Source organism: Bacillus sp. WC2507 (assembly GCF_052656125.1).
In genome coordinates this window covers 4697218-4722835 of sequence record NZ_JBQXPN010000001.1, presented here as the reverse complement: position 1 = coordinate 4722835, position 25618 = coordinate 4697218, and the positions used below count along the sequence as shown (strand labels likewise).

Below are 25618 nucleotides of genomic sequence, written 5' to 3'. Positions count from 1 at the left end.
TAATAGATAGTATATCTGTTATTGACGAAAAACCCTTTCAGGAAAATTCCTGAAAGGGTTTTTCTATATGATTCAGTTATTTGCGAGCAGGAGGCTTATGCTGTTTGATTGTTGTAAGAAGTAAACATAGCAAGTATAAAAAATGGCATGCCCTTAAAATAGGGGCATGCCATTTCAATGTTATTCAATTTCCAAATCAACAACCATATAAGCAAGTATGACAGTAAAGAATATACTTACGGCTGGTGCTGTTAATACGTGGCCGGACATAAAGCCGATTCCGAGCGATAGGACGAGTGTGCTAGCTAGTAGCATATGTTTTACGCTAAATAGCTTCTTGAAGTTTGTGATGATGCGAATGAATATTTTTATACCGAAATAAAGAAGCGGTAGTAAGTACATAAGGAATCCGACAATACCAAATGCGAAGAATAGGTCGTAGAAATCCATTTCGACTAACTTCATTTTTGTTGTATAGTTACCAGCGTAGCCCATTCCAAATAGTTTTTGAGACAGTGGTGCTTCTTTATAGTATTGTTTATATACTTTTAAAAACTTGTCGCGATCACTGTAAATTAAACTTTTCATTTCAGAGTCTGTTAGTTCGCCTTGCTTATGTTCTTCATCTGTAACTACTTTTCCTTCTTTTCGGTCTTTTTCTTCTTGTACTGATTTTTTGTATTCATATATTTGTAAATGGATGGTCATGTTTTTTGCGATAGGAGTTTGCGGTGTAAGTACGAGTAACCCTCCTAATACGACAGCAGCAACAATTGTATTTACAAGATATGTGAATCCTTTTCCTTCTTTTTTACGATGAATCATATATTCAATGAATAGGAAGAAAAGGGCGATACCAAGTGTAATAACGATGGCACCATAGCCTACTTTTGTTCCAATCATAATGCTTGCATACATCGCAAGTACAGTTGGAATCCAGTAATACGCTTTTGAGAAAGAAGTTGTTTTATGAACCGAGTATAAGACAACGATTGGGAACATAATGGCGAAAATGGAACTTAAATCATTTCCAGCAAAGGACCATCCTCTTGAACCAATCTTTGAGTTTGGATAGCTTGGGAAATCTGTACCAGTTGCCATAGCTGCGATGATTGAAATACTTAAAATTAACGTTGCATATAAGAAGTACGTAATGATTTTATGAAACGCATATTCGTTATTTTTTAATTCTTTTAGTGCGATAATATATCCAAACAGTAGTACAATTGGATATATACTTTTCAAAATAAATTTCACTTCTTCTCCAAATGAAACTGGAGATTTGACCATTAAATTATTCACAAGGCCGATTGCGAGTACGATGCCAAAGAGACATAAGTAGAGAATATACTTTTTCGCACCGTGTTGTTTATGATGAAGAAGTAGATAACCTAATGCAAGAAGCATAAAGGCGAAACGGACTACGATTCCGACTGTTGCACTCATGTGTAATACATAGATTGAAAAAGATGTTAATAAATCTAAAATTGGTTGAAACACAATGAATAGCAGTAGGAAATGCGGGAAGGAATTAGCCGTCTGTTTTAACTTAGTAACCATATGTTCCTCCATTTCTTCATTCCTTTATTTCAAAACCTCTATATTAATAGGAAGGAAAAAGAATTTCTATATTTAATTTTTTATATCAAACTTAAGAATACACCATTTCATTGTAATGGTAAATAGATGAAAAGTATGGATAAACCGACTTTAATTTCTATATTTTTCAACGGAATTGTATGTTTTATACAAGGTCATATACAAATTACGAGATTATTAGACAGAAAATTAAGAAAAAAGAAGGGTTTTTCACCTTCTTTCTATAATTATATAAGTATAATCTTTATGTAGAAAAGAGGGGTATATATAATGGAAGTAACAAGTAAAACAGAATCTGTCGTTGTGAAATATGAAGGGCGCGTTGCAACGGTTATGGTCAATCGCCCAGAGGTGTTAAATGCATTAGATGAGCCAACGTTAAAAGAGCTATTACAAAAACTGAAAGAAGTAGCGGAGAGTTCTGCACATATTGTTGTGTTATGCGGGAACGGCCGTGGTTTTTCTGCGGGCGGAGATATTAAATCGATGCTTTCAAGTAATGATGAAAGCAAGTTTGATGGTATTATGAATACCATTTCTGAAGTTGTCGTGACTTTATATACGATGCCAAAGCTTGTGATTAGTGCTATTCATGGACCAACTGCTGGTCTTGGATTAAGTATTGCATTAACAGCTGACTATGTAATGGCGGATATTTCATCAATTATTGCGATGAACTTTATTGGAATCGCTTTAATTCCAGATGGTGGCGGCCATTTCTTCCTTCAAAAGCGCGTCGGTGAAAACATGACGAAGCAGATTATTTGGGAAGGAAAGAAATTATCAGCAACAGAAGCGCTTGATATCGGTTTAATTGATGAAGTAATCAGCGAGGATTTCCAAACGGCTGTGAAGCAAAAAATTAGTGAATGGTCACAAAAGCCGATTAAAGCAATGATTCAAACGAAGCAAATTTTATGTGAAGTAAATCGCTCTAATTTAGAACAAACGCTGCAGCTTGAAAAACGCGGGCAATATGCGATGAGACAAACAGCGGACCATAAAGAAGGTATTGCTGCATTTTTAGAAAAGCGTTTGCCAGCATTTAAAGGAGAATAAAATGAAATTTTAATTAGTGGTAGTTTTACTGCCGGCTAATTTAGGGTAAAGGGGAGAAAGTGCTAACACATTTTAGTATAATTGTGTTAGCACTTTTTTTAAGGAGTAATATATGAAGAAAATTATCGGTGTTATCGGCATGATTGTAATAGCATATTATGCTTTGCATAGTACACCATCTATGGCGGTGCGAACTGCTTTGTTTTTTGAAGGACATCCAAGCGTTGCGTTTTCTAGCGGGGTGAAGAAAGAAAAAGATGTGAAAAAAGAAGCAATTCCAGCTGAGTACCAAACTTTATATGGTAAGGAAGAAGAATCAGAGCACTATTTCTTTCCGCATGTAAGAGCACATGGATCAGGAATTGATATGCTTAGTGCGTGTGTGACGAAGAAGTGGTTTTTCTATACAGCAGAGCTCGGATGTTATTAAACATAGGAGGATAAATGATGTCAGCATATAACAAGTTAGTAAGAGATCGTGTTCCAGAGAAGATTTTAATGTCTGGAAAAACATATACAGCACAAAATTTAACAGGACAAGCATACATACAAGCTTTAGCGAAAATTGGAACAGAAGAAATTCGTGAATTTGCTTCTATGAAAGAGCGTGAACATGCGCTAGATTCTCTTGCGGATGCACTGGAAGTGATCATCTCATTAGCGCGTGCAGAAGGTGCAACAATTGAAGATGTAGAACGCCTTCGTAAGCGAAAAGAAATAGAGCGCGGTGGGTTTGAAAGAGGCATTTATTTATTAGATGTTTCAGAAGAATAGTTTGATAGAAAACATAGTGTTCATGAATAACGCTATGTTTTTTAGTGAATTTTAATATAATTTAGAAAATTAAACTATATTAGTAGAGGATTTATAGTAAATTCGGTATACTAAATAATAGAGAAAATGAGGAGGAAACGACAATGGCACATCATACGAAAGAAACGATGGAACTTATTAAGGAGCTTGTCTCTATTCCGAGTCCGTCTGGAAATACAGAGAAAATCATTCGTTTTATTGAAAACTATGTAAGTGAGTGGAACGTAGAAACGAAGCGTAACAATAAAGGCGCTCTCATTTTAACGGTAAAAGGGAAAAATGATGCACAGCACCGTTTATTAACGGCACACGTTGATACGTTAGGGGCGATGGTGAAAGAAATTAAGTCTGACGGTCGTCTGAGTCTTTCTATGATTGGTGGATTTCGCTGGAACTCTGTAGAAGGAGAATATTGCGAAATTGAAACATCAAGCGGTAAGACGTATACAGGAACGATTTTAATGCATCAAACATCTGTGCATGTATATAAAGATGCAGGTGAAGCGAAACGTGATGAGAAAAATATTGAGGTTCGTATTGATGAGCGTGTCTTTTCAGCTGATGAAGTACGTGAATTAGGAATTGAAGTAGGAGACTTCGTTTCATTCGATCCGCGCGTTCAAATTACAGACAGTGGATACATAAAATCACGTCATTTAGATGACAAAGTAAGTGTTGCGATTCTATTAAAATTAATTAAAAGATTACAAGACGAAAACGTAACATTACCATATACAACTCATTTTTTAATTTCTAATAATGAAGAGATTGGATACGGTGGTAACTCTAACATTCCAGAAGAAACGGTTGAATATTTAGCAGTTGATATGGGGGCGTTAGGTGATGGACAAGCATCTGACGAATATACAGTATCTATTTGTGCAAAAGACTCTAGCGGTCCGTATCATTATGCACTGCGTAAACATTTAGTAGAGCTTGCGAAAACGAATCATATTGAATATAAAGTAGATATTTATCCGTACTATGGATCGGATGCATCAGCTGCGATTCACGCTGGATTTGATGTGAAACATGCATTAATTGGAGCGGGTATCGATTCTTCTCATGCATTTGAGCGTACACATGAAAGTTCGATTGCACATACAGAAGCGTTAGTATATGCATATGTAATGTCTCATTTAATTGAAGAATAATTTTATAGAAAATAGAGAGGGCTGATTAAAAATATTATTTTTAATCAGCTTTTTATTTGGGGGATAAATATGAAGAAACTATTGATGGGTGGTATCGTAGTAAGTTTAGCGTTAAGTGGATGTTCTACAGAAAGTGCTAAAGAAAGTTCAGGGGAAAAGGAAGTAAATAAGGTAGAGAATATTAAGGTAAGACATATGTCGAAGAAAACTTTAAGTAGTATAGAAAGGGCGATTCGTTTAATGAATAACGAATCTCTTTTTTGAATTTTATTTATATTTATTGTTTCTTATATGTTCATCTTTAATAATATGAGCGGGAAACGTATTTACTACAGTGATAGAATGTTATAAACTATTATAGGAGTTATTTACCAGTTAATATTTTTAATATTAGTTTGATTAAGAGAATTGTATAACGTGAGATTTCGAGAGGAGATTTAATTTTTATGAAGTACAAGGCAATAGCTGCTGGTATGTTAGCAGCAAGTTTACTAGCTTATCCAGTTAGTAGTTTAGCAGAAACGAAGAAGTTTTCAGATGTTCGAGACGACTCATTTGCAAAAGACGCAATTTACTATTTAGTAGAGCGAGATGTCATTAGCGGTATGACAAGTGATACGTTTGCTCCAAAAGGTCTTTTAACACGTGCGGAAGCAGCGACAATTATAGCGAAAGCAATTGGATTAAAAGTGGATCCAGCTGGGAAACCATCTTTTCATGATTCAAAAAATCATTGGGCAACTCAGTATATTGCAGCAATTGAAAAAGAAAATATCATTGCAGGCCGAGGAGCAGGCGTATTTGATCCTGACGGAAAAGTAACGCGTGCTGAAATGGCTTCTATGCTTGTTAAGGCTTATAAATTAAAAGGTTTAGTACCAGCCCCAATCACGAATCCATTTACTGATTTAGAAGGTCATTTCGGTAAAGAAGCAGCAAATATTTTAGTAGCGTTAGAGATTTCTGCTGGTACTGGGAAGACAATTTGGAGCCCGGATCTGTCTATACCACGTGAGCAAGCAGCGCAAATGACGTATAAAGCGGACAAGCTAAAGAAAAATAATGATAATACTAGCAAACCAGAAGAAACAACGAAGGAAATGTATATAGATCGTAAGTTCATTACATATCACCAACCATCTTTATCATCAGGAATCACTGACATGCAACATGAGCCACAAAAAGTTGTAGTAAAAGAAGAGCGAGATGGATGGATTAAAATTGTAACGAGCAAAGGTGAGAAATGGACACCTTTAAAAGAAAAAACAGAAGTTATTAATGAAGGATTTACAACATATGCAGAAGCGTCACATTCTTCTAAAGTGCTAGCGAAACGTGAAGCGCAAAAAGTAGTAGTTATTGAAGAAAAAGATAGTTGGATTCGTATCCGTACAAATAGTGGCTTCCAATGGGTTGATAAAAATCAATTAAACCCAGTGAAGCAAGAGAACTTCCTAGAAGGTAAAGCGATTATTATTGATCCAGGTCACGGTGGAATTGACTCGGGTAATGTTGGTTATTATGAGAAAGAAAGTCAAATCGTATTAGACACATCTTTACGATTACAAAAAATATTTGAGAAAAAGACACCATTTACTGTTAAGTTAACACGTACGAACGATACACGCCCAGGAGTAGATTCTAGTGATTCTTTAAGAAAAAGAGTAGAATTTGCTAATGAAAATAAGGGTGATATTTTCGTAAGTATTCACGGTAACGGTTCGGATGAAAAAAATGGACACGGTACAGAAACTTTCTATTATGCAGCAGCACCGACAAGATCAACGAATCCACATACGGAAGACAGTCGCTTATTAGCAGACAAAATTCAAAAACGCCTTGTAGCAGCACTTGGGACATATGACCGTGGTGTGAAAAAGGATATTTGGTACGTAGTGAAATATAATACAATGCCAGCTGTACTAACAGAATTAGCATTTGTAGATAATAAGAATGATGCAAATAAACTCGCTACACCAGAACAGAAACAACGTGCAGCAGAAGCGATTTATCAAGGTATTTTAGATTATTACGAAGCAAAGGGTAATAGCGTATCTTCTTTCCGTTAATAAATAAAAAGAGATTGCCAATGGCAGTCTCTTTTATTTATTAACGTTTCTCTTTATTTCTGGCATGTGATATCATTTAATTTTACGTGAAAAGATATTCGAATAATTGTAATCATAATAATTTTAAACGATAAAGGATGATAATAGATTGAGTAATCATAGTAAAACACCTGCATGTATATATACGTATGCGTTTCGCGAGGAGGAGCGTGCTTTATGTTATTTGGAAATGCGCTCGTTCTTTGGAATGGAGTCTCACGTTAATATTTTGAAAAGTGATGTCAAAATTGAACCGAGTAGAAGTGCGTTTATGAAAGAGCGCGTTGAGGTTATGTATGAAGGAGACGACTTAGACAGTATTCTAAAACAAGTGGAACAAATTGATTTGGCGGGGGCGTCATTTAAAGTTATCTTCGTTAAAATCAATGACCTTGGGAAAGAAAATAAAATTGAATATGGGGAAAGACGTCTCATTGAACGCGACCTCGGTATGCATATTGAAGGAGAAGCGGATGTTCGTAATCCAGAGCGTGTATTCGGGATTGTTCCTCTTGGAGGACGCTGGTACTTCGGACACTATGTAGAAAGTGAGCCAGTTTGGTATCATCACATAAAAAAACCGCATAGCTATTCGACATCTCTTAGCACACGTGTTGCGAGATCAGTTGCAAATATTGCTGTACCAAATCCAGATGGAGTACGAGCAATTGACCCGTGCTGCGGTATTGGAACAGTAGTAGTAGAAGCACTTTCTATGGGGATTAACATCGTTGGTAGAGATATTAATCCACTTGTAGTTCTTGGAACGAGAAAAAACATCGCACATTTCGGGTTTGAAGGAACAGTAACAAAAGGTCCAATCGAAGAAATTACGGAGAACTACGACGTTGCCATTATCGATATGCCGTATGACTTATTTACGCATGCCACACCAGAAGACCAGTTCTCCATTCTTTCAAGTGCGCGCCGCATCGCTAAAAAGGTAGTCGTTGTCACGATGGAAACAATGGACGACATGATCCATGAAGCAGGATTCGAAATTACCGATCGCTGTGTTACAAGAAAAGGATCATTTACTAGACAAATTCTTGTTTGTGAATAAGAAAGGTCACCCGTTTGGGTGACTTTTTTGCTTTGTATGAATGTGGGATTGGTTGGTGGAATGGAGGAGTGATTTGGCGGGAATTGTTGAATCGCTGATAAATGCCGAGAAGCACTCGATAACAGATTACTCTTTTTTTGTCTTCTCCTGTTCTGCAGTTAGTAAATTACGTAAGACGTGTCCGCGGTAACTTTCTAATTTTCGTCCTTCATGATAGCGCACGCCTAATTTTTTTAGTTCAGCTACGTACCAGCCTTTTGTTCCATAGTACATTGGATCACTTCCTTTTGCTTTTGAACAGTATATGTGGCGGGGGGAGAGAATTTTCTATTTTATTCAGCATTAGTGCTACAAATTTGAAAAACATGTAAGAAGAATATGATATTACTTCTATTTTTAGTTTATAAAAATAGGTTTTATAGTAAGAATTTCTAAAAATATAAAGGGGGAATATGCTTTGTTTCCAGGTACTTTATATGAAACACATGTTAAAACAAAAAATTTAGAAGTGGCAAAGGAGTTTTATACTAAACTTGGATTATTTCATGCTCTTACAATTGAAGAACGCCGTGTAGCATTCTTTTGGTTTGATAAAGATAATAAAAAGGAACAAATGCTGGGTATTTGGGAGGTATCAGAAGACGCATTCCATACAAGTCACTTTGCATTCAAGGTTAACTATGAAGAAATCATTCATGCAAGAGAATGGCTTCTTAATAAAGGAATAAACCCAAGGGCCGCTTTTGGTCTTGAACCTTCCGAGCCTATGGTCCAGACTTGGACACCTACTGCAAATCTTTATTTTTATGATCCTGACGGTAATTCTTTAGAATTTCTATGTTTACTTCCTGAAAAGAAAAACGTAAAACAAGATGTCATGTATTTAAGTGAGTGGGAAAAATTGCCGAATTGAATTTGATTTTGGCACAAATCCCGCAAATCTATTTTAAAAGGAACTATAACCTCGCCTATGCGGCATCACACCCTGAGTTTTCGGGGTTTTTTGTTTTGGATTTGGTGAGTACGGGACTAGGGGTTAATACTCACCGACTGTCTACTGTATAAAAAAGTAGACAGTAGTGTATGCTTTTTTAAACAATGTATACAAATCTATACCCTATGCGTTGGCATGATATTTGCAAAGGAAATAGTATCAACATATAGGGGAGAGATAGAAATGAAGGTTAGTAAAATATACACGACAATTGATGCGCACGTAGCTGGGGAACCGCTTCGAATTATTACGGGCGGCGTGCCAGACATAAAAGGAGAAACGCAGCTGGAAAGACGCGCATACTGCATGGAACATTTGGATCATCTTCGCGAAATTCTTATGTATGAGCCGAGGGGACATCACGGTATGTACGGTTGTATTATTACACCGCCAGCAAGTGCTCACGCTGATTTTGGTGTGTTATTTATGCACAATGAAGGTTGGAGTACGATGTGTGGTCATGGCATTATTGCTGTTATTACAGTCGGAATTGAAACTGGTATGTTTGAAGTGACAGGTGAGAAGCAAAAGTTCATCATTGATAGCCCTGCTGGGGAAGTGATTGCGTACGCAAAATATAACGGTAGCGAAGTAGAGTCCGTATCATTTGAGAATGTCCCTTCATTTGTATACAAAAAAGACGTTCCTATTAAAATAGATAACTATGAATTTCAAGTAGATATCGCGTTTGGCGGAGCATTCTACGCTGTTGTGGATAGTAAAGAATTTGGTTTGAAGGTCGATTTTAAAGACTTAGCTGCTATTCAAACGTGGTGCGGTAAAATTAAGCACTACATTGAGAGCAAAATGGAAGTAAAGCATCCACTTGAAGAAGGGCTAAAAGGAATATACGGCGTTATTTTCTCAGATGAACCGAAAGAAGAAGATGCAACTTTACGAAATGTAACGATCTTTGCTGACGGGCAAGTGGACCGTTCTCCTTGTGGCACAGGAACTTCCGCAAGAATCGCAACCCTTTTTGAAAAAGATGTTTTACAAAAGGGAGAAATTTTCGTCCATGAATGCATTACTGACGGGAAATTTGAGGGAGAAGTATTGTCGGTAACAGCGGTAGATACATATGAAGCTGTCGTTCCGAAAGTAACGGGGTATGCATTTATTACAGGATTTCATCAGTTCGTTGTAGACCCGAGAGATGATTTGAATCGGGGATTTTTGTTAGGATAAGAAGAGGGGTGAATAAATATGTTAGTCATAAGTGCGAACGAACAAAGAAACTTAGTAAATATGAACGAAGTCATTGCATACGCGGCGCTTGCTTTAAAAGAATTTTCCGCAGAAAGAACAATCACGCCAATACGAGGTTCCTTACCATTTGCGAACGAGCAAAATACGGCATTGATTATGCCTTCAGTAGCGGAAGGACTTGAGGCAATCGGTTTAAAAGTAGTAACAGTAGTCCCTGAGAACAAAAAGATAGGAAAGAAAACGATAAACGGGATTGTTATGCTATCTGACTTTCAAACGGGAGAACCGCTCGCACTTTTAGAAGGATCCTACTTAACGATGATTCGAACAGGCGCCCTATCAGGAGTAGCGACAAAACATTTAGCTCGTCATAACGCCAAAACTTTATGTATTATCGGCACTGGTGAACAGGCGAAAGGAATCGCTGAAGCTGTATTTGCGGTGAGAGATATTGAAAAGGTCATTTTATACAATCGAACAGAAGAAAAAGCATATGCATTTGCGCAATATATACAAGAGAAGTTTGGTAAACCGGCTTATGTTAAAACAAATGCAAATGAAGCAATAAGCGAAGCAGACATCATCGTCACAACTACGAATGCATCCACACCAGTCTTCTCAGAAAAACTACAAAAAGGCGTCCACGTAAACGCCGTCGGCTCATTCAGGCCAAGCATGCAAGAATTACCATCTCGCGCCATCGTGGGCGCAAACAAAGTAGTAGTCGAATCAAAAGAAGCAGCACTAGAAGAAACAGGGGATCTTCAAGTTCCAGTGCGAGAAGGTTTATTCAAAGCAAGCGACATCCACGCCGAACTCGGCCAAATCATAAGCGGAGAAAAAGCCGGCCGCGAAAACGACGAAGAGATTACTATTTTCAAATCAGTTGGTTTGGCAGTAGTAGACATTATCGTTGCGAAGTATTTGTATGAGAAAGCTGTGGAGCGCGGAGTGGGGAATAGGATTGAGTTTTGAGGGACTGCCTTTTGGTGGGGTGTTTGATACGGTTGTGGGATTGGTTGGTGGTTTTGGCGCTAACTTTTGCGGGATTTGTCGGTAAGTCGATATGTTGTGTCGAAACGTCGATATATTCGAAGTTACGGTCGATATAATTGGATAATCGTTGATATATTTTTGGGGAGTGTGGGGGTTGGTTGTAGACTAATGGTCAGCGACTGTTTATATTTGCAACTCCTATCATATAATTCTCCTTATTTTTTAACTATAATTTGAATGACGAACTTCTTTTTGTTGGGAAAGCACGTAAAGTAAGACAACGTATTAAAAATCATCGTGATGAAGTGTATCGTATTGATGTATGTATTGTAGAAGATCCGATGGAAAGAGAAATTTACGAAACATATATGATTAACGAATTTCAAGCGAAGTATAATATGGATAAAGTATTTTATAAATAACATCAACGTAAAACATGATCTTGGTACTACATCAAGATCATGTTTTTTTATATGCAATAAAAACGATTGATTATTCTCAATCATTCGACAAGATGCAACAATTTAAGATTGTATTTTTTGCTATGATAAGTAAGGAATTTATATATCGTGTTATTGGGGGATAAAAAGAGATGTTGAAAAAATTTACTACATGTATTTTAGGTGGCGCTTTAGTATTCAATTTATCTGGTTGCGGCAATACATCCGACAAAACTTCTTCAGAATCTAAAGAAACCAATTCTAAACAAGAAGAAAAAAAAGTGCAAACAACTGATGAGGCGAAAACGAAAGAGAATGCAAAGCAGAAAAATACAGAACAAACAAAAGAGCAATCAAAAGTAAAAGAAAAAGAGTATGCTGTAAACAAGGATTTTCATACACCTAAATTTGATGTAACTGTAAAAAGAGTTGTAGAAAGAGATAAGGTTGGTAAAGAAAGCATCGGATTCCAAGAACCTGAAAATGGACATGTCTTTATTGTGGTAGAAGTAGAAGGGAAAAACATCACAAACGAAGCGATGAAATTAGCCGTTTTACCATCAGTGGATTTAGTGGATGAAAATAATAATGCTTACCAAAGTGATGTGTGGGCAGCTAGTAGTTATGGGGTTGAAAAAGGCGAGACCTCTACTATTACTAAGGAATTAAAACCAGGGGATGTAAAGAGAGAAAATAAAGTTTACGTGATTAATAAAGAAAAATTTGATACAGGAAAATGGTATGTACTCGTTAACCATGAGTATAAGGAACAAATTAAATAGTGTTTATTTATTAAGAGGAGATGGCTCCTCTTGTTTTTTTACAAGTTAACACAAAATTTCGTTCTGAGTGATAAAATTGCAGGAGATATTATTGGTAATGTTGTAGTAGGAGGAGCAACAACTGTAGGGGCTGCGGTTCTGACCGTTGCCGCTTTTCCTGCTGCACCAGCTTTGGTAGTTGCAGCAGCAGGATTCGGTATTTCAGTAGGATTAACATACTTAACAGAAGGTGTAAAATGGGATGTTGATTTAGATGGTGATGGTGAAGATGATAGTATTAAGGATATGGTGAAAACGGGTGCGAAAAAAACTTGGTCAACAGTAGCAGGGTGGTTTAATTAACATGAAAAAAAATACAGATTTTAATAAAAAAGTTTTTGAATATTATATGGCTCTTTATGCTGTAAATGATATAAGATCGACTATAATTACTCTTGTCATTGGGATAGCAGATATATTTGTGCTTTTGCCTGCTTTTGCGAATCCTTTTCAACCGATATATATGTACATAATAGTTCCACCAGTTGTTTTTTTAAATGTATGGACAATATGGATTGTTATAAATCCTCGGAAACGGCAATTACAATACACTCTATTTCGTGGGGTATTTGGCATCGTATGTTCAGTAGGATTATTAGTTATAACCCAAAAGTTTGCATATGGAATGTTAGGATTACAAACTCCAATCTATTTTATTTTTTCAGTTGGTTTGTATATTTTTGCTTTGAATCATTATTATAAAAACCATATTAAAAAACTTCAGGGACCAATCAAAAAATCAAAGTCATCGAAAAAAAATTCTGGCTTCGGAGTATTGGCTTTTGTAGGATTGGGTCAACTCATTGCTAATATCAGTCTTGGTTTTGCAACACAAAAGATGGTAGCAATTGTATTAATGTGTGTATACTCCATGCTTTCGTTTATGTTGTTTCATTTCATTATGGAACTTCATAGGTATTATTATTTAAGGAAGCATATAGAAGGTGGAGGTAGAACACATGAAACCTTTTAAAGAGTCTGTATTGAATATTCAGTATATAATCGCGGTTCTCCTATAGTCAGTAAAGACTACGGAAAAGAAAAGGGAGAAGCAACATCATGAATATAGAATTACATTTAGATAAAGGAAGGATGGGGAATAGGATTGAGTTTTGAGACTGCCTTTTGGTGGTCTTTTTTGCATAAAATCTTGTAAAGCAAGAAAAAGTAGAATATTTAATGATTAGAATTGAATATTCATATTCTAATATTCAATAGAAAGATAAAATATTTAAAAGTTCGGAATAATGAAATATAATACATTTGGTGAAATTAACCAATATATATTTTGCTCATTATGTATGAAAGGTGAGATTATAATAGGCGGGTATGGTTATAGATTCCATGCAGGTGAAGAATCAGGTTTTTCCGCAACCTCACCTAACGGTTATGGCGGGGGATTTTCATTTAAGTTTGAGAAGGAAGCGAGATAATAGAATGCGAAAATTTTCAAAAATAGTTATATATGTTGGTGCGTTAATAATGATTATACTGGGCATGAGTATACATGATACATGGAAGGATAGGATTTATTTTTCTTTAGCTGTACTTTTTGTCACCGTACTTTCTTTACTATGGAATATAGTTGCTCATAATATTATGGATAAATTTAAAAAAAAGGAGAATAAATAGCTATGAAACTTTTACCGATTGGAACAGTAGCGGGGTGGTTTAATTAATATGAAAAAAAGTATAGATTTTAATAAGAAAGCTTTTGCACATTATATGGCTCTTTATCCTGTAAATGAAATAAGAGTCCACGTAATATAGTAATGACTTGGAAATTATGCGAAATTTATATATATAATATAGATTCCCCAAAGAATGTAACTAACTTGTGTTATGATATACATTGTAAATTCGAAACCAGTGAGCTTTCTTTCTCTTTTTATTTTTCGTAAATACAGATAAAAACAAAAAGTAGATAAAAGCATTAAGAATACAGAAACATTATATATATTCTCTATACTAGTAATAACCGATCAACTCCTCACCTGAAAATTAGTTAGTATAGAATAAGCATATCATATGAAAGTTTAACTTACTTCAAATCTACTTTTTTTCAACAGAATATACTTAATATTTTCATATTTAACAGAAATACTTGTTTAAAAAGATAAAAGATTCTAATTTTAGTTCATTTACTTATAAGATATCAGGCTTATTATTCATGAGGGTTAGGTGCAATATAAGCTGGAGCTGGCCCGCAAGTTACTGCAAAAGCAAATAACATCGCAGGCTTATATGGTAGCCCAAGCAATGAAAGCATTCCCAATGCTCCCCAGTAATCCCCTTTCTTAAGATACGATTTTATTTGATTAAAATATGATTTACTAATACCTAATGCATCCTGCCAACATCTTTCCCAAACATTACTTGAGTACATATTAGATGGAATATCCTCATCTTTAGTTACTTATTTCTAGTCATTAGATTTTAGATATAAAATACTCTGCTTCACATTAATGAAGTGAAAGAATTGAAGATTTTATTATTTCCAAGGGGAATCCCACTGCCGATAATGAAGAGTTGTTTTACCTTTGTAAAAGCATATCGACGTGAGGAATATTATCTTCTAAATATGTTTCCGATATAGCTTGAAAACCAAAGGAACTGTAGAATTTTTTTAAATAATCTTGGGCTTGAATTTTAACAGTTGTTTCTTTTAATTCGTTTTGAATAAAATCTAGCCCTTTTTTTATAAGTTTCTCTGCAATTCTTTGGCCCCTGTATTCTTTCTTTACAAAGACTCTTCCAATAGATATCTCTTGATAGGTAACACCTGCAGGAACAATCCTTAAATAGGCAATGATTTCTCCATTGTCTTCTTTAAAAAGATGATAAGAAAAAGAATCATTACCATCAACTTCTAGATAAGGGCAATTTTGTTCAACCACAAAAACGGAGGTTCGTTCTTTTAAAAGATTGTATAGCTCAGTATTTGTTAACTCGTCAAATTTTTTTAATTTCCAACTCATTAAATTTCACCTCTTGTTTTTTGTTGCATTTGCGATAAAAATACATGTATTAAATCTAACCTAACTTTATTGCGTTTGCAACAAAAATAATGATGAAGTGTTTTAGCTCCCTTTTATATAATCAATAATTTCTTTTGTTTCCCTTTTTAACAAATTCCCAATCAACTTCTACATTTTTTCTCAGTTTTTGAAGAAGATTAAAAATAATCTCTACTTCCAGTTCAGAAAATCCCTCTAATGCAACCTTATTGGAATGATCATTTTCTCTTTTTATAAAAGGATAAACATTTTTGCCTTTCACTGTTGGAAAAAGCTTTTTAATTTTTTGGTTATGTTCATCATCTTTCTTATTAATAAATCCATTTATTTCTAGTTTTTTTATAGCACGAGCTGCTGTTGTTCGGTCAACTTTTATCATCTCAGCTACCTTTTCTTGAATGATTCCTGGATTTTCACATATTCGGACAAGGTACAAATATTGCCCTTTTGTAAGGTCAAATTCTTTAAATTCAATATTACTTATCGAATCCAAAGCCCTTGCAATCATTCCAATTTCACGAAGAATTTCTTTCATAATTAACTCCCTTAATAGATATTTTTTGTTGCAAATACAATGAAAATTCTATCTATTAAACGTAACGTATTTTCGTTGTATTTGCAACAAATGATAAAGAGGGTGGGTAAAGTGCAATATGTTTTTTATGTAGTAGGAATTTTAATATTAACTCTTGGTATTTCTTTTACAATACAATCAGATCTTGGAACTTCACCTTTTGATGCACTTTTGGTGGGACTATCCCAAAACGTGGGGCTAACGGTAGGAAGTTGGGAAATCATTCTAGCTTTCCTATTGATTGGTTGTAATTCATGTTTAAAAAGACAAAGACCTGAAGTTTCGGGGGGCTGATATTGAACTACTTTATGCCAGTGACTGAAAAAGTATTAGACCGTGTATTTACAAACTCTAGTACAACATCACATTCTGATACAGATAAAAACCATTCAAAATAGGATGGTTTTTGTGGTTCTTATTTCATGAAGAAGCAAGTTAGTGCAGCAAGAACGACTATACTTATAACCGGTTCCTTAACGTACAGGGAATCGGTTAATCTGTGTCTAAATTGTGTCTAAACGTAAAGTTTTGGTGATCCCATGCCCATCAACTTAAAAATTTTATAACACCCCAAAACGAGAAAATTGAACATTTTCACCTGGAGATGCCAATTTTCTCGTTTTGGGGGTATTTGCTTTTCTTAGCTTGATGGTGATGGGGTAGCACCATCAAAATGTTCTTTTTTCTTCAAAGCTTTTATTGCTTCACTTAAATAAATAGTATTCTACATACTAATTGCATTAATTATGAGGTTTAGTGCACTACTTCTTGGAAGTTGATCTTGTAGCGCTCTTTCTCGTAATTCACTATGTTTTCCAAAGAAAATGGTGAAAGAAAAGGCGATGAATACATTTACAAAATGACAAAACTGTAAGAATACACGAATGTTTGTAAGAAAGTTCGATGTTTTCCTTTTTCTTTTTTTATTATAGTGAAAAAGAAGAACGAAATATTCTCTTATGTAGGAAAGGAAGATAATAATGATTGATCTATTAAATAAATGGATGTTAGAAAGTACAGGCAATTTTAATATCGTTGTAGGACTTACAGCACTTCTATTTTTGGGTTCAGTAATTGCACTTATTATTATTTACAAAAAAATTGGTAAACCAGATGCAAGAACAAATCCTATTTATTTTAAAATTATTTCTTGTATGTTTACTACTCAAATTCTAATGAATTGCATATTTATTTCTTTAGTTGGTAAAGATATCGAGAATTTCCGTCAAATCTTTATATTATTTGAAGCCTTTGTATTCTTCGTTGGAGCTATTTATTCGTTTAAATTATATAGACAAGAATTTAAATAATTTACTTGCAAGAAACAATAAAAAATGTAAACTTTTTATTTTTAGTTAACTGTATATTCTATACATGCTCAGATAACATAACGCATCATTATCGGGATTCAACGTATTTAGAAAACTATTAAAAGTCCTCCAGATTGTTTAACTGGAGGACTTTAGTGTTCACATAATATAACGTTATTGGAAGTTGATTAATATTAGCTTATTTGTCTTATAAGTTAAATCGAGAACAATTAGATCCCAAAATATTTCAGTTCTTTTTGTATGTTATTTAAGGCAAACCTCTTTCGTTCTTTAAAGAAGTTCTTTGGTTCGTTTGAAGATAATCTCCAAAGAAGTCGTGTATCCTGAGATTGTTAGAGTAAGGGCTTGAACAAATTCCCAACCATCCTCAGCATGTTCGATAATAATACGCTTATAATCTTCTTTGGGTTGCCCTTTCCATCCATCAATTTCGACTTTCACAAATTTGTAATCATACATATTCTCTCCCCCTTTTTTTCCTAATTGTACCATTTGGAAGAAGCGATGTATTGTACTTTTTTGACTGTATACTTTATACACGTTTGGTTAACATAAAGCATCAAATTATCGGTAGAAAAGACAAAGTCGTCCCCTTACTCTCACAAGGGATACGCCTTTGTCTTTTTCTATGATTCTATGCATCTTTTTATACATTCCTATTCTGGTGCGGTTTTATGGCTCTTGTTTGTTACTGAATGAGCCGAAAAACTGTATAAAATCTTGCATACTCTTAGCTTGTTTTTTCTATGGAATGTTGTCGATACCTTTTTAATGCATAAAGAAAAAACACCCTAAGGTGCCTTCCTCTGACTTGAACCACTTTAATTTTAATAATATTTGGACTCCCATCCAAATATTATTTTGTCGAATGAAAATAAAAAAAGAGAGCTTCCGCTTATGTGAAGATCATTTATCTAGTAATTAGCATTTAATAATTATGATAAATACAAGCATTGTAAGGAGGTGTGTACATGAATGGAAAAAATGAGTTTTTGAGTGGAGCAGCGTTTGATCCGAATTTACTGGGTCCTACATTACCACCTATTCCGCCGTTTACTTTGCCTACAGGACCCACTGGTCCAACAGGCCCTACTGGATTAACAGGTGTAACAGGAGCGACAGGCCCAACAGGAGAAACAGGTCCGACTGGAGCAACCGGCCCAACCGGTCCAACGGGAGAAACAGGTGTAACTGGAGCAACCGGCCCAACCGGTCCAACGGGAGAAACAGGTGTAACTGGAGCAACCGGCCCAACCGGTCCAACGGGAGAAACAGGTGTAACTGGAGCAACCGGCTCAACAGGTCCCACAGGAGCAACTGAAGGCTGTCTTTGTGATTGCTGTGTTTTCCCTATGCAGAACGTTTTACAACAACTTATTGGACAGACTGTGATTCTTGGCACAATTGCAGACACGCCCAACACGCCACCACTTTTCTTTTTATTTACTATCACGTCTGTGAATGATTTTTTAGTTACAGTTACAGACGGCACCGCAACCTTCGTGGTCAATATTTCTGATGTAACAGGCGTAGGTTTTTTACCGCCAGGACCACCTATAACATTACTTCCACCTGTCGATGTAGGATGTGAGTGTGAATGTCGTGAACGACCAATTAGACAATTATTGGATGCATTTATTGGATCTACAGTAAGTCTTTTAGCAAGTAATGGTTCTATTGCAGCAGATTTTAACGTGGAACAAACAGGACTAGGTATAGTACTAGGTACATTACCTATAAACCCAACTACAACCGTTAGGTTTGCTATTTCAACTTGTAAAATTACAGCTGTGGATATAACTCCTACTGCGACGTAGTTCATTTCTATCAAGAGGTCAGGAAATCTTTGTAGAATTTGCTTCAAACCAAAATGGAAAGTTTGCTTAAGGGTCATTTTTATATACTGCTGGAACGATATTATATTAATAGATTAAGTAAAAATAAGAAGAGAGCCAATCGGCACTCTTCTTGTTTTTGGTGAAATTTCACTTCTTTGTTTTGGAAATGCTTTCTTTTATGATGAAATCAAATAATAGTATATCTAGCGTTTTCAAGTACAATGGAACTACAATCTTGTTGACGTCCATCGTACTGCTCAAAAGCCCATTAGATATCGTTACAAAATGTGAAATTTCTTATCAATTGTAAAAAGAAAATATTAATATATTGCCGTAAAAAAAGACACCCAAAGGTGCCTTCCTGCGACTTGAACCATCTTAATTTTAATAATATGTATTGGACTCCCATCCGAATATTATTTTCCCATGTTATGATAGCTATTGTATCGTCAATTCCAAAATCTCCAAAGAACAATACTTTTTCCCCATACAATGTTTCTCCTTAATTTTACTAGTTTCTTAAATGGATTATAATTAAATATCGTTATATAATGTTATAATTATGTATTTTGTAGTACTGTATATGAATGAATTCATTTAGTTAACATACACTTTGGTTAATAATGAACCAATTCCTTTTGTATTACACGAAATGGTATATAAATACTGATCTTAATGCGTTTTTTCTGGTATCCTATGCTCACCAAGTGGCACCCAAAACTCAAAAAATGTATATTTCGACCTGGAAATGCAAATTTTCTCGTTTTGGTGTATTTGCTTTTCTTAGCTTGATGGGCATGAATAGTGACCCCTATTTTAGGATTCTTTGGCTTTCTAAACGCTAAGGGTGCATGGAAAGAGGCTGGATTTTTGATGATTGTATCTGCAATAGGTTTATTTGTTTGTGTAAATCAAATTATATTTTATCTTATCTTATCTATTCCACGGCTTGGCACTTTTACTTAGTGGACTAAATAATATTTTTTGCAAGAAGTAATACATCAAGAGCAAAAAATTATTAATTAAGGAGTGGTAAGTGTGAAATATTTTGTATTTGAAGATGATGAATTAATAGGGGGATGGAATTTTAGAAAGGTTTTCTCCTGGCTTAGTAGAGGTACCAAATGAGGGAATTGTGACGGAAAACATATAAAATGTTATAATATCATTTGGAATATATAACCTTTTGATTCTAGGAAACAAAAAATCTACTAATTGTTATATCGCAAAGAGAGAAAGGAAATAAATATGTTTATAAAAAAAGTAATAAGTAGGGGGCGCGTTCAGAGTTTACTCATTCCTATTTTGTTTCTGGCACTTATTATATCTGCTTCTAGCGTAGAAGCATCAGAACAACAAGCCATAAATAAAAAACGTGAACTACGTGCCGTTTGGATTTCAACTGTGTTCAATATCGATTGGCCAGTGAAAGGTGCAAGCGCTGATGAACAAAAGAAACAGTTTATTAACATCTTAGATGATGTTAAATCAATGGGGATGAATGCTGTTGTTGTACAAGTAAGGCCAACTGGTGATGCATTTTATCCATCAAAACATAGCCCATGGTCAGAGTATTTAACAGGTACACAAGGAAAAGACCCAGGCTATGACCCACTAGCATTTATGGTAGAAGAAGCGCATAAGCGCAATCTAGAATTCCACGCATGGTTGAACCCATATCGCATTACAACAAGTCACCAAGATGTAAACAAACTAGCTGTAAATCACCCAGCTAAACAACATCCTGATTGGGTTGTTAAACACGGCAAGCAACTGCTCTATAACCCTGGCATCCCAGCTGTTCGAGACTATATTAAAAATAGCACTCTCGAAATTGTCCAAAACTATGATGTAGACGCGATTCATATGGATGATTATTTCTATCCATACGCAGATGCGGAAAATTTCAAGGATGAAACAACTTACGAAACATACGGGAAAGGTGAAAATAAAGACGATTGGAGACGTGAGAATGTCAACACACTTGTTCGCGATTTATCAACAAGTATTAAACAAACAAAATCTCACGTGAAATTCGGAATTAGCCCATTCGGTATTTGGAGAAACAAACATAATGACACACAAGGTTCCGAGACAAATGGCTTATCCGCTTACGACAACATCTATGCTGACTCAAGATTATGGGTGCATAAAGAATGGGTGGACTATTTAACACCTCAAGTTTATTGGAGCATTGGCTATAATGCCGCAAACTATGACGTAATAACAAAATGGTGGAACAACGAAGCACAAGGAAAGAACATACACCTATACATTGGACAAGCTGCTTACAAGATTAATAACGATTCGGACAAGGCCTGGGAGAACCCGGCTGAGACAAACAATCAATTGGCTCTTAACTCAACACTTCAAAATGTAAAAGGAAGTATGTTCTTTAGTTACCGCAATTTAAAGACAAATATATTAGGTATCAAAGATCAATTACGAGCAAATGCGTACAAATACCCAGCATTAATTCCAACTATGCCCTGGTTAGATAACTCTGCGCCAAGTAAGCCTTCTATACATTCTGTGACAGACGGCTCTAACGGTGCAACAATCTCATGGAATAACAATGCTGGTAATGACGCGGCCTATTTCGTTATCTATCGTTTTAACAGAGGACAACTAATCGACGGAAACAACTCATCTGTGATTGTCACAACAATTCGTAACAACGGTTCAAAGGTACTATCATATGTAGACAAGGCAGTAACGAATAGTAGTGACTACACATACGCAGTTTCAGCAGTAGACCGCCTTCATAACGAAAGTGACCTAGTTCCGGCTTCTACGCCTGAACCTGAACCTGAACCTGAACCTGAACCAAAAACGCAATTTAAAGATGTATCTACTAACCACTGGGCTTTGACTTATATTAATTTTCTAGCTGAAAAGAAAATTATTTCAGGTTTCCCAGACGGGACATTCAAACCAGAAGACAGACTCACTCGTTTACAAGCTATTTTTATGATTTTGAACGAAAAAGGTATTAAAGATGTATCTAATGTATCCAATCCTAATTTTATCGACGTAAATCCTAGTACTTATGGGTACAAAGAAATTGCAAAAGCAGTTGAATTAGGTATTGTTACAGGCAAAGTAAACGACAGCGGCCAAAAATATTTCGATCCAAATGGCGTGTTAACCCGTGCTGAAATGGCAACTATTTTAACTCGTAACTATAATTTAAATGGGACACACAGCGAAGAATTTTCAGATGTTCCAAAAGATTATTGGGCACATCCGTACATTCAATCATTAGCCAAAAATGGTATTGCGGTTGGATATGGCAATGGAATGTTCGGACCAGGGGATCCGTTAAAACGAGAACAGTTTGCGACTATGATGGCGAGAACGATAAATAAGGAATTACGTTAACATTTTAACGCCAAATATATTTTGAATAAAAAAGATTCTTCACCGGAAGGTGTGATTGGAATTTTATTACAATCATTCTCCTCAGTAATTATTGATATTAAAAGTGTAATAAAGTAAGTGCTAATAATATTGTATAAACAATTTATAAATTTTTGTTAAAGAATCCTTGATGAACAAGGATTCTTTTTTGTTACAAATCCACAATTGGGGTACTGCCACATTGCCATCAACTTAAAAAATTGATTGTGCTCCAAAACGAAAAAAATGAGTCAAATTCTCATAAATAACTGTGAAAAAGTAAATTTCTCGTAATGGAGATGTCTCAAAATCTTAGCTTGATGGGCATGGCGTGCTACCCCACAAGAAGTTATAAATTTAATAGTTTAAAGTTATAGAGCATTTCCTTGTAATGAGGAATGCTTTTTATCTTTGTTTAAAATAAAAACAGGTAATTGTTAACAATAATAACATAATAAAAACAATAATAATTTATTGCTAAACGATAAATCACGTGGTAAAATCACGTTGTCATTAAATAAGTGAGGTGTTTTAAATGAATGGTAAACGTGGTTCAACCACTTTCTTAAAGGTAATTATTTTTCTGGCTGGAATTGCAGTGCTTACTTTGTGTATTTATTGGATGCCTGTGTTAACCATTAGAGATGTAAAAGCACATCCAGGTGGGGATTACTCGCTATATCCCCTTTTAGTATGTGCGTATGGAATCTGTATTACATTTTCTTTTACGCTGTATCAAGTATATAAACTATTAACCTATATCGAAAGGAACAACGCTTTCTCCGAGTTATCTCTTGAATCTTTGAAGGTTATAAAAAGATGTGCTTTTACAGCCATTTTCTTCATTGTGTTAATGATAATAAGCTTAAAGGTGATTTCTAAAATTACAGGAGACGACCCAGCAGGTCCTATATCACTAAGTCTAATGGGTATTTTAGCAACATGTATCATCGTAGCCATTGTGGACGCACTTCAAAAGCCAATAAAAAACATCCTAGAATTAAAACCAAAAAATGATTAACGTTTCGGTAAAATTTAATTAACTTAATTAACGAGATACTTTTTATGAAACAAGAGGCGAAAATAATGACCAATCCGATCGGTATGATACCTGGAGGGTCAACTCTTTCCGCCATGAGATAGTAGAGTGGCATACCTAGCAGGTACAAGGTACTGATCGTGATGGCACAGAATTTTATATTCTTTAGGGGGTATGTGTTTTAAAAAAGAAAAAGCTAAAAATATATGAAATTCTTATTTATTAAACCTTGTTTTAAAAAATAAATACATTAAATACATTAGGATTTATATTTTGTTATTTCCTGTTGCAGAATCCTTAGTATAAGGGTTCTCTTTTTTGTATTACAAATTAATAAATAAAAAAGATAAGATCGGAGAGTAGGATCTTATCTTTTTCCCAAGGAGAAAAATGTTAAAAACTATCTTATTATTTATAATATTGTATTAAAAGTTGAATTTCCATATACAAAACTCATTTAACAATTATATCTATATTGAGAGTTTGACCATAAATAATTCCAAAAATCCAAAGTAAACTTTTACCCAGTAGTTTACTTTGGATTTTTATACGTGTTTGGTAAAAAAACAATGAGTTGAAAATAAAAACTATACGGAAATCTAGTTCAGTATAGTAAAGTTCATATGAAAAATCCCTCTTTGCTATCTTCCCCAAAAAAGAATTATTGCTCCGAACATTATAAACTGTATTTTCAGAAACATTACAAGTGTGTAAGTAAAATGTAAGACAATTCAATATTAAAAAAATAATCTTACTACTACAATGAATAAGAGTGTTGTAAGGAAAAGAAGTAATTTCTGGGGTTAACATACTTGTAAAAAAAGAGGGATTTACCGTTTGTTAGGACAAAAATAATCATTATGAAGATAATTACAAATTCCATGTTGTCCTTTTGTCATTGATGGAGATGATAGCTGTGTAATTAATACGAAACAACAAGCAACCACTCATACAATATGAATAGAGGAGAGGAATGCCTTATGAAAACACGTAGTCAAATTACATTTGTAAAAGCAGAGCCCACTGAAAATGTATCTAGTTCGTCACACACAAGCACTCAACGAGATCGTAATTCTGTCAAACAAGCAATGCGTGATATCTTGAAATTTGGAATCCCGGGGGTACTTGCTAAAACTTCCGAGGATGGGAAAACGTGGAGTTATGCGGCCGGGGTAGCGGACCTGAAAACCAAGAAACCAATGGAAACAGATTTCCGCTTTCGCATCGGCAGCGTGACGAAGACGTTCACTGCAACAGTTGTACTTCAATTAGCAGGAGAAAAACACCTAAATCTAGACGATTCTATTGAAAAATGGTTACCTGGTGTCATTCAAGGAAATGGATATGATGATAAACAAATTACTATCCGGCAATTATTGAACCACACAAGTGGTATCGCTAATTACACAAGTTCAAAGGATTTTAATATGATGGATACAAAAAAATCTTATACTGCTGAAGGATTAGTAAAGATGGGAATATCCATGCCTCCAGATTTTGCTCCAGGAAAGAGCTGGTCGTATTCAAATACAGGATATGTATTACTAGGAATTCTTATTGAAAAAGTAACTGGGAACAGCTATGCGGAAGAGATTGAAAATCGAATTATTGAACCACTTGAATTAGCGAATACATTCTTACCTGGAAATTCAAGCGTCATTCCAGGAACCAAGCATGCCCGTGGATATATCCAATTAGACGGAGCAAGTGAGCCAAAAGATGTTACTTATTATAACCCAAGTATGGGGAGCTCGGCCGGAGATATGATTTCTACAGCTGATGATTTAAACAAATTCTTCTCTTATTTACTTGGGGGTAAATTACTGAAAGAACAGCAACTAAAGCAAATGCTTACAACAGTCCATACAGGAATAGATGAACTTGGCGATTCCGGGCTTGGAATTTTCAAAATGAAGCTTTCAAACGGTGTATCGATATGGGGGCATGGAGGAACCATTCTTGGATTTTTAACTTTTGCTGGGGGCACACTAGGAGGCAATCATACATTGTCTGTCAATTTGAACAGCCTTAAAGCTGATAGTCCTGATCCTTTTAAAAATATTTTACTTGCTGAATTTAGCAAATAGGCAAAAAGGAAACCCGGATAAATTTTGTCATAGTTTTTATAGGGGTACAGCCACACATCCATCAACTTAAGAATGGA

22 protein-coding genes and 7 pseudogenes are annotated in these 25618 nt (G+C 35.1%); 22 read left to right on the top strand and 7 right to left on the bottom strand.

The genetic code is table 11. The features are described from left to right. Positions 1-180: 180 nt before the first annotated feature. A complete protein-coding gene (locus ACUN28_RS24960; RefSeq protein ID WP_016089136.1) occupies positions 181-1560 on the bottom strand; it encodes an O-antigen ligase family protein in 1380 nt (459 codons plus the stop codon). Positions 1561-1869: 309 nt separating this feature from the next. On the opposite strand from ACUN28_RS24960, the gene ACUN28_RS24955 reads away from it, so the two are divergent. From ACUN28_RS24955 to ACUN28_RS24925, 7 genes are all read left to right on the top strand, one after another. After that, on the top strand, positions 1870-2658 hold the full coding sequence (locus ACUN28_RS24955; RefSeq protein WP_016089135.1) for an enoyl-CoA hydratase: 789 nt from the start codon (positions 1870-1872) through the stop codon (positions 2656-2658). A 112-nt stretch (positions 2659-2770) separates the two neighbouring features. Continuing rightward, positions 2771-3088: a hypothetical protein gene (locus ACUN28_RS24950; RefSeq protein ID WP_016089134.1), complete on the top strand. Its 318-nt coding sequence runs from the start codon at positions 2771-2773 to the stop codon at positions 3086-3088. A gap of 17 nt (positions 3089-3105) precedes the next feature. Further along, positions 3106-3432, top strand: a complete 327-nt coding sequence (locus ACUN28_RS24945) for a nucleoside triphosphate pyrophosphohydrolase (RefSeq protein WP_016089133.1) — start codon at positions 3106-3108, stop codon at positions 3430-3432. A 143-nt stretch (positions 3433-3575) separates the two neighbouring features. Continuing rightward, the gene (locus tag ACUN28_RS24940) at positions 3576-4625 is read left to right on the top strand and encodes a M42 family metallopeptidase (protein ID WP_016089132.1); all 1050 of its coding nucleotides are present in this window, start codon (positions 3576-3578) and stop codon (positions 4623-4625) included. A 69-nt stretch (positions 4626-4694) separates the two neighbouring features. Beyond that, the gene (locus ACUN28_RS24935; RefSeq protein WP_016089131.1) at positions 4695-4889 is read left to right on the top strand and encodes a hypothetical protein; all 195 of its coding nucleotides are present in this window, start codon (positions 4695-4697) and stop codon (positions 4887-4889) included. A 182-nt stretch (positions 4890-5071) separates the two neighbouring features. Beyond that, positions 5072-6694 (top strand): N-acetylmuramoyl-L-alanine amidase, encoded by a 1623-nt coding sequence (locus ACUN28_RS24930; protein WP_016089130.1) that lies wholly within the window; start codon positions 5072-5074, stop codon positions 6692-6694. Positions 6695-6842: 148 nt separating this feature from the next. Continuing rightward, positions 6843-7796 carry a TRM11 family SAM-dependent methyltransferase gene (locus tag ACUN28_RS24925; RefSeq protein WP_016089129.1) on the top strand — a complete coding sequence of 318 codons (954 nt, stop codon included), beginning with the start codon at positions 6843-6845 and terminating at the stop codon, positions 7794-7796. Positions 7797-7922: 126 nt separating this feature from the next. Here ACUN28_RS24925 and ACUN28_RS24920 read toward each other — a convergent pair. Beyond that, positions 7923-8122, bottom strand: a pseudogene (locus ACUN28_RS24920) (YflJ family protein); the annotation flags it as partial. Positions 8123-8253: 131 nt separating this feature from the next. Between ACUN28_RS24920 and ACUN28_RS24915 the strand changes: the two are divergent. From ACUN28_RS24915 to ACUN28_RS24875, 9 genes and pseudogenes are all read left to right on the top strand, one after another. Next, positions 8254-8709 (top strand): VOC family protein, encoded by a 456-nt coding sequence (locus tag ACUN28_RS24915; protein WP_016089127.1) that lies wholly within the window; start codon positions 8254-8256, stop codon positions 8707-8709. Between the two features lie 216 nt (positions 8710-8925). Further along, positions 8926-9978: a proline racemase family protein gene (locus tag ACUN28_RS24910; RefSeq protein WP_098800140.1), complete on the top strand. Its 1053-nt coding sequence runs from the start codon at positions 8926-8928 to the stop codon at positions 9976-9978. Between the two features lie 18 nt (positions 9979-9996). Beyond that, positions 9997-10974 (top strand): ornithine cyclodeaminase family protein, encoded by a 978-nt coding sequence (locus tag ACUN28_RS24905; protein WP_016089125.1) that lies wholly within the window; start codon positions 9997-9999, stop codon positions 10972-10974. 236 nt (positions 10975-11210) lie between these two features. Next, a pseudogene (locus tag ACUN28_RS24900) lies at positions 11211-11417 on the top strand (nucleotide excision repair endonuclease); the annotation flags it as partial. A 170-nt stretch (positions 11418-11587) separates the two neighbouring features. Next, positions 11588-12217, top strand: a complete 630-nt coding sequence (locus ACUN28_RS24895) for a DUF4352 domain-containing protein (protein ID WP_016089124.1) — start codon at positions 11588-11590, stop codon at positions 12215-12217. Between the two features lie 63 nt (positions 12218-12280). Further along, a pseudogene (locus ACUN28_RS24890) lies at positions 12281-12559 on the top strand (hypothetical protein); the annotation flags it as partial. 1 nt (position 12560) lies between these two features. Then, positions 12561-13229, top strand: coding sequence for a hypothetical protein (locus ACUN28_RS24885; RefSeq protein WP_016089122.1), 669 nt, complete (start codon positions 12561-12563; stop codon positions 13227-13229). A gap of 123 nt (positions 13230-13352) precedes the next feature. After that, positions 13353-13443, top strand: a pseudogene (locus ACUN28_RS24880) (ornithine cyclodeaminase); the annotation flags it as partial. A 60-nt stretch (positions 13444-13503) separates the two neighbouring features. After that, positions 13504-13689, top strand: a complete 186-nt coding sequence (locus tag ACUN28_RS24875; RefSeq protein WP_080118077.1) for a hypothetical protein — start codon at positions 13504-13506, stop codon at positions 13687-13689. Positions 13690-14790: 1101 nt separating this feature from the next. Here the strand turns inward: ACUN28_RS24875 and ACUN28_RS24870 are convergent. Both ACUN28_RS24870 and ACUN28_RS24865 read right to left on the bottom strand, forming a co-directional pair. Further along, positions 14791-15234, bottom strand: coding sequence for a GNAT family N-acetyltransferase (locus tag ACUN28_RS24870; protein ID WP_016089119.1), 444 nt, complete (start codon positions 15232-15234; stop codon positions 14791-14793). Between the two features lie 121 nt (positions 15235-15355). Beyond that, positions 15356-15808, bottom strand: coding sequence for a MarR family winged helix-turn-helix transcriptional regulator (locus ACUN28_RS24865; protein WP_016089118.1), 453 nt, complete (start codon positions 15806-15808; stop codon positions 15356-15358). A gap of 111 nt (positions 15809-15919) precedes the next feature. On the opposite strand from ACUN28_RS24865, the pseudogene ACUN28_RS24860 reads away from it, so the two are divergent. Further along, positions 15920-16135 (top strand): annotated as a pseudogene (locus ACUN28_RS24860) (membrane protein); the annotation flags it as partial. Positions 16136-16574: 439 nt separating this feature from the next. Here the strand turns inward: ACUN28_RS24860 and ACUN28_RS24855 are convergent. Continuing rightward, a pseudogene (locus ACUN28_RS24855) lies at positions 16575-16688 on the bottom strand (transposase); the annotation flags it as partial. A gap of 139 nt (positions 16689-16827) precedes the next feature. On the opposite strand from ACUN28_RS24855, the gene ACUN28_RS24850 reads away from it, so the two are divergent. Further along, on the top strand, positions 16828-17157 hold the full coding sequence (locus ACUN28_RS24850) for a hypothetical protein (RefSeq protein WP_016089116.1): 330 nt from the start codon (positions 16828-16830) through the stop codon (positions 17155-17157). Positions 17158-17448: 291 nt separating this feature from the next. Here the strand turns inward: ACUN28_RS24850 and ACUN28_RS24845 are convergent, their stop codons facing one another. Further along, positions 17449-17637, bottom strand: coding sequence for a DUF4177 domain-containing protein (locus tag ACUN28_RS24845; protein ID WP_016089115.1), 189 nt, complete (start codon positions 17635-17637; stop codon positions 17449-17451). 512 nt (positions 17638-18149) lie between these two features. Here ACUN28_RS24845 and ACUN28_RS24840 point away from each other — a divergent pair. From ACUN28_RS24840 to ACUN28_RS24830, 3 genes are all read left to right on the top strand, one after another. Then, entirely contained in the window at positions 18150-18995 is an 846-nt protein-coding gene (locus ACUN28_RS24840) for an exosporium leader peptide-containing protein (protein ID WP_116329228.1), read from the top strand. A 1269-nt stretch (positions 18996-20264) separates the two neighbouring features. Continuing rightward, positions 20265-22397, top strand: coding sequence for a family 10 glycosylhydrolase (locus ACUN28_RS24835; protein WP_445423424.1), 2133 nt, complete (start codon positions 20265-20267; stop codon positions 22395-22397). 553 nt (positions 22398-22950) lie between these two features. Beyond that, positions 22951-23436: a DUF2975 domain-containing protein gene (locus tag ACUN28_RS24830; RefSeq protein ID WP_016089111.1), complete on the top strand. Its 486-nt coding sequence runs from the start codon at positions 22951-22953 to the stop codon at positions 23434-23436. Here ACUN28_RS24830 and ACUN28_RS24825 read toward each other — a convergent pair. Then, positions 23363-23623: pseudogene (locus tag ACUN28_RS24825) on the bottom strand (DUF2975 domain-containing protein); the annotation flags it as partial. The gene ACUN28_RS24830 and the pseudogene ACUN28_RS24825 overlap by 74 nt on opposite strands. Positions 23624-24434: 811 nt before the next feature. Between ACUN28_RS24825 and ACUN28_RS24820 the strand changes: the two are divergent. Then, positions 24435-25541, top strand: a complete 1107-nt coding sequence (locus tag ACUN28_RS24820) for a serine hydrolase domain-containing protein (RefSeq protein ID WP_016136550.1) — start codon at positions 24435-24437, stop codon at positions 25539-25541. Positions 25542-25618 lie beyond the last annotated feature (77 nt).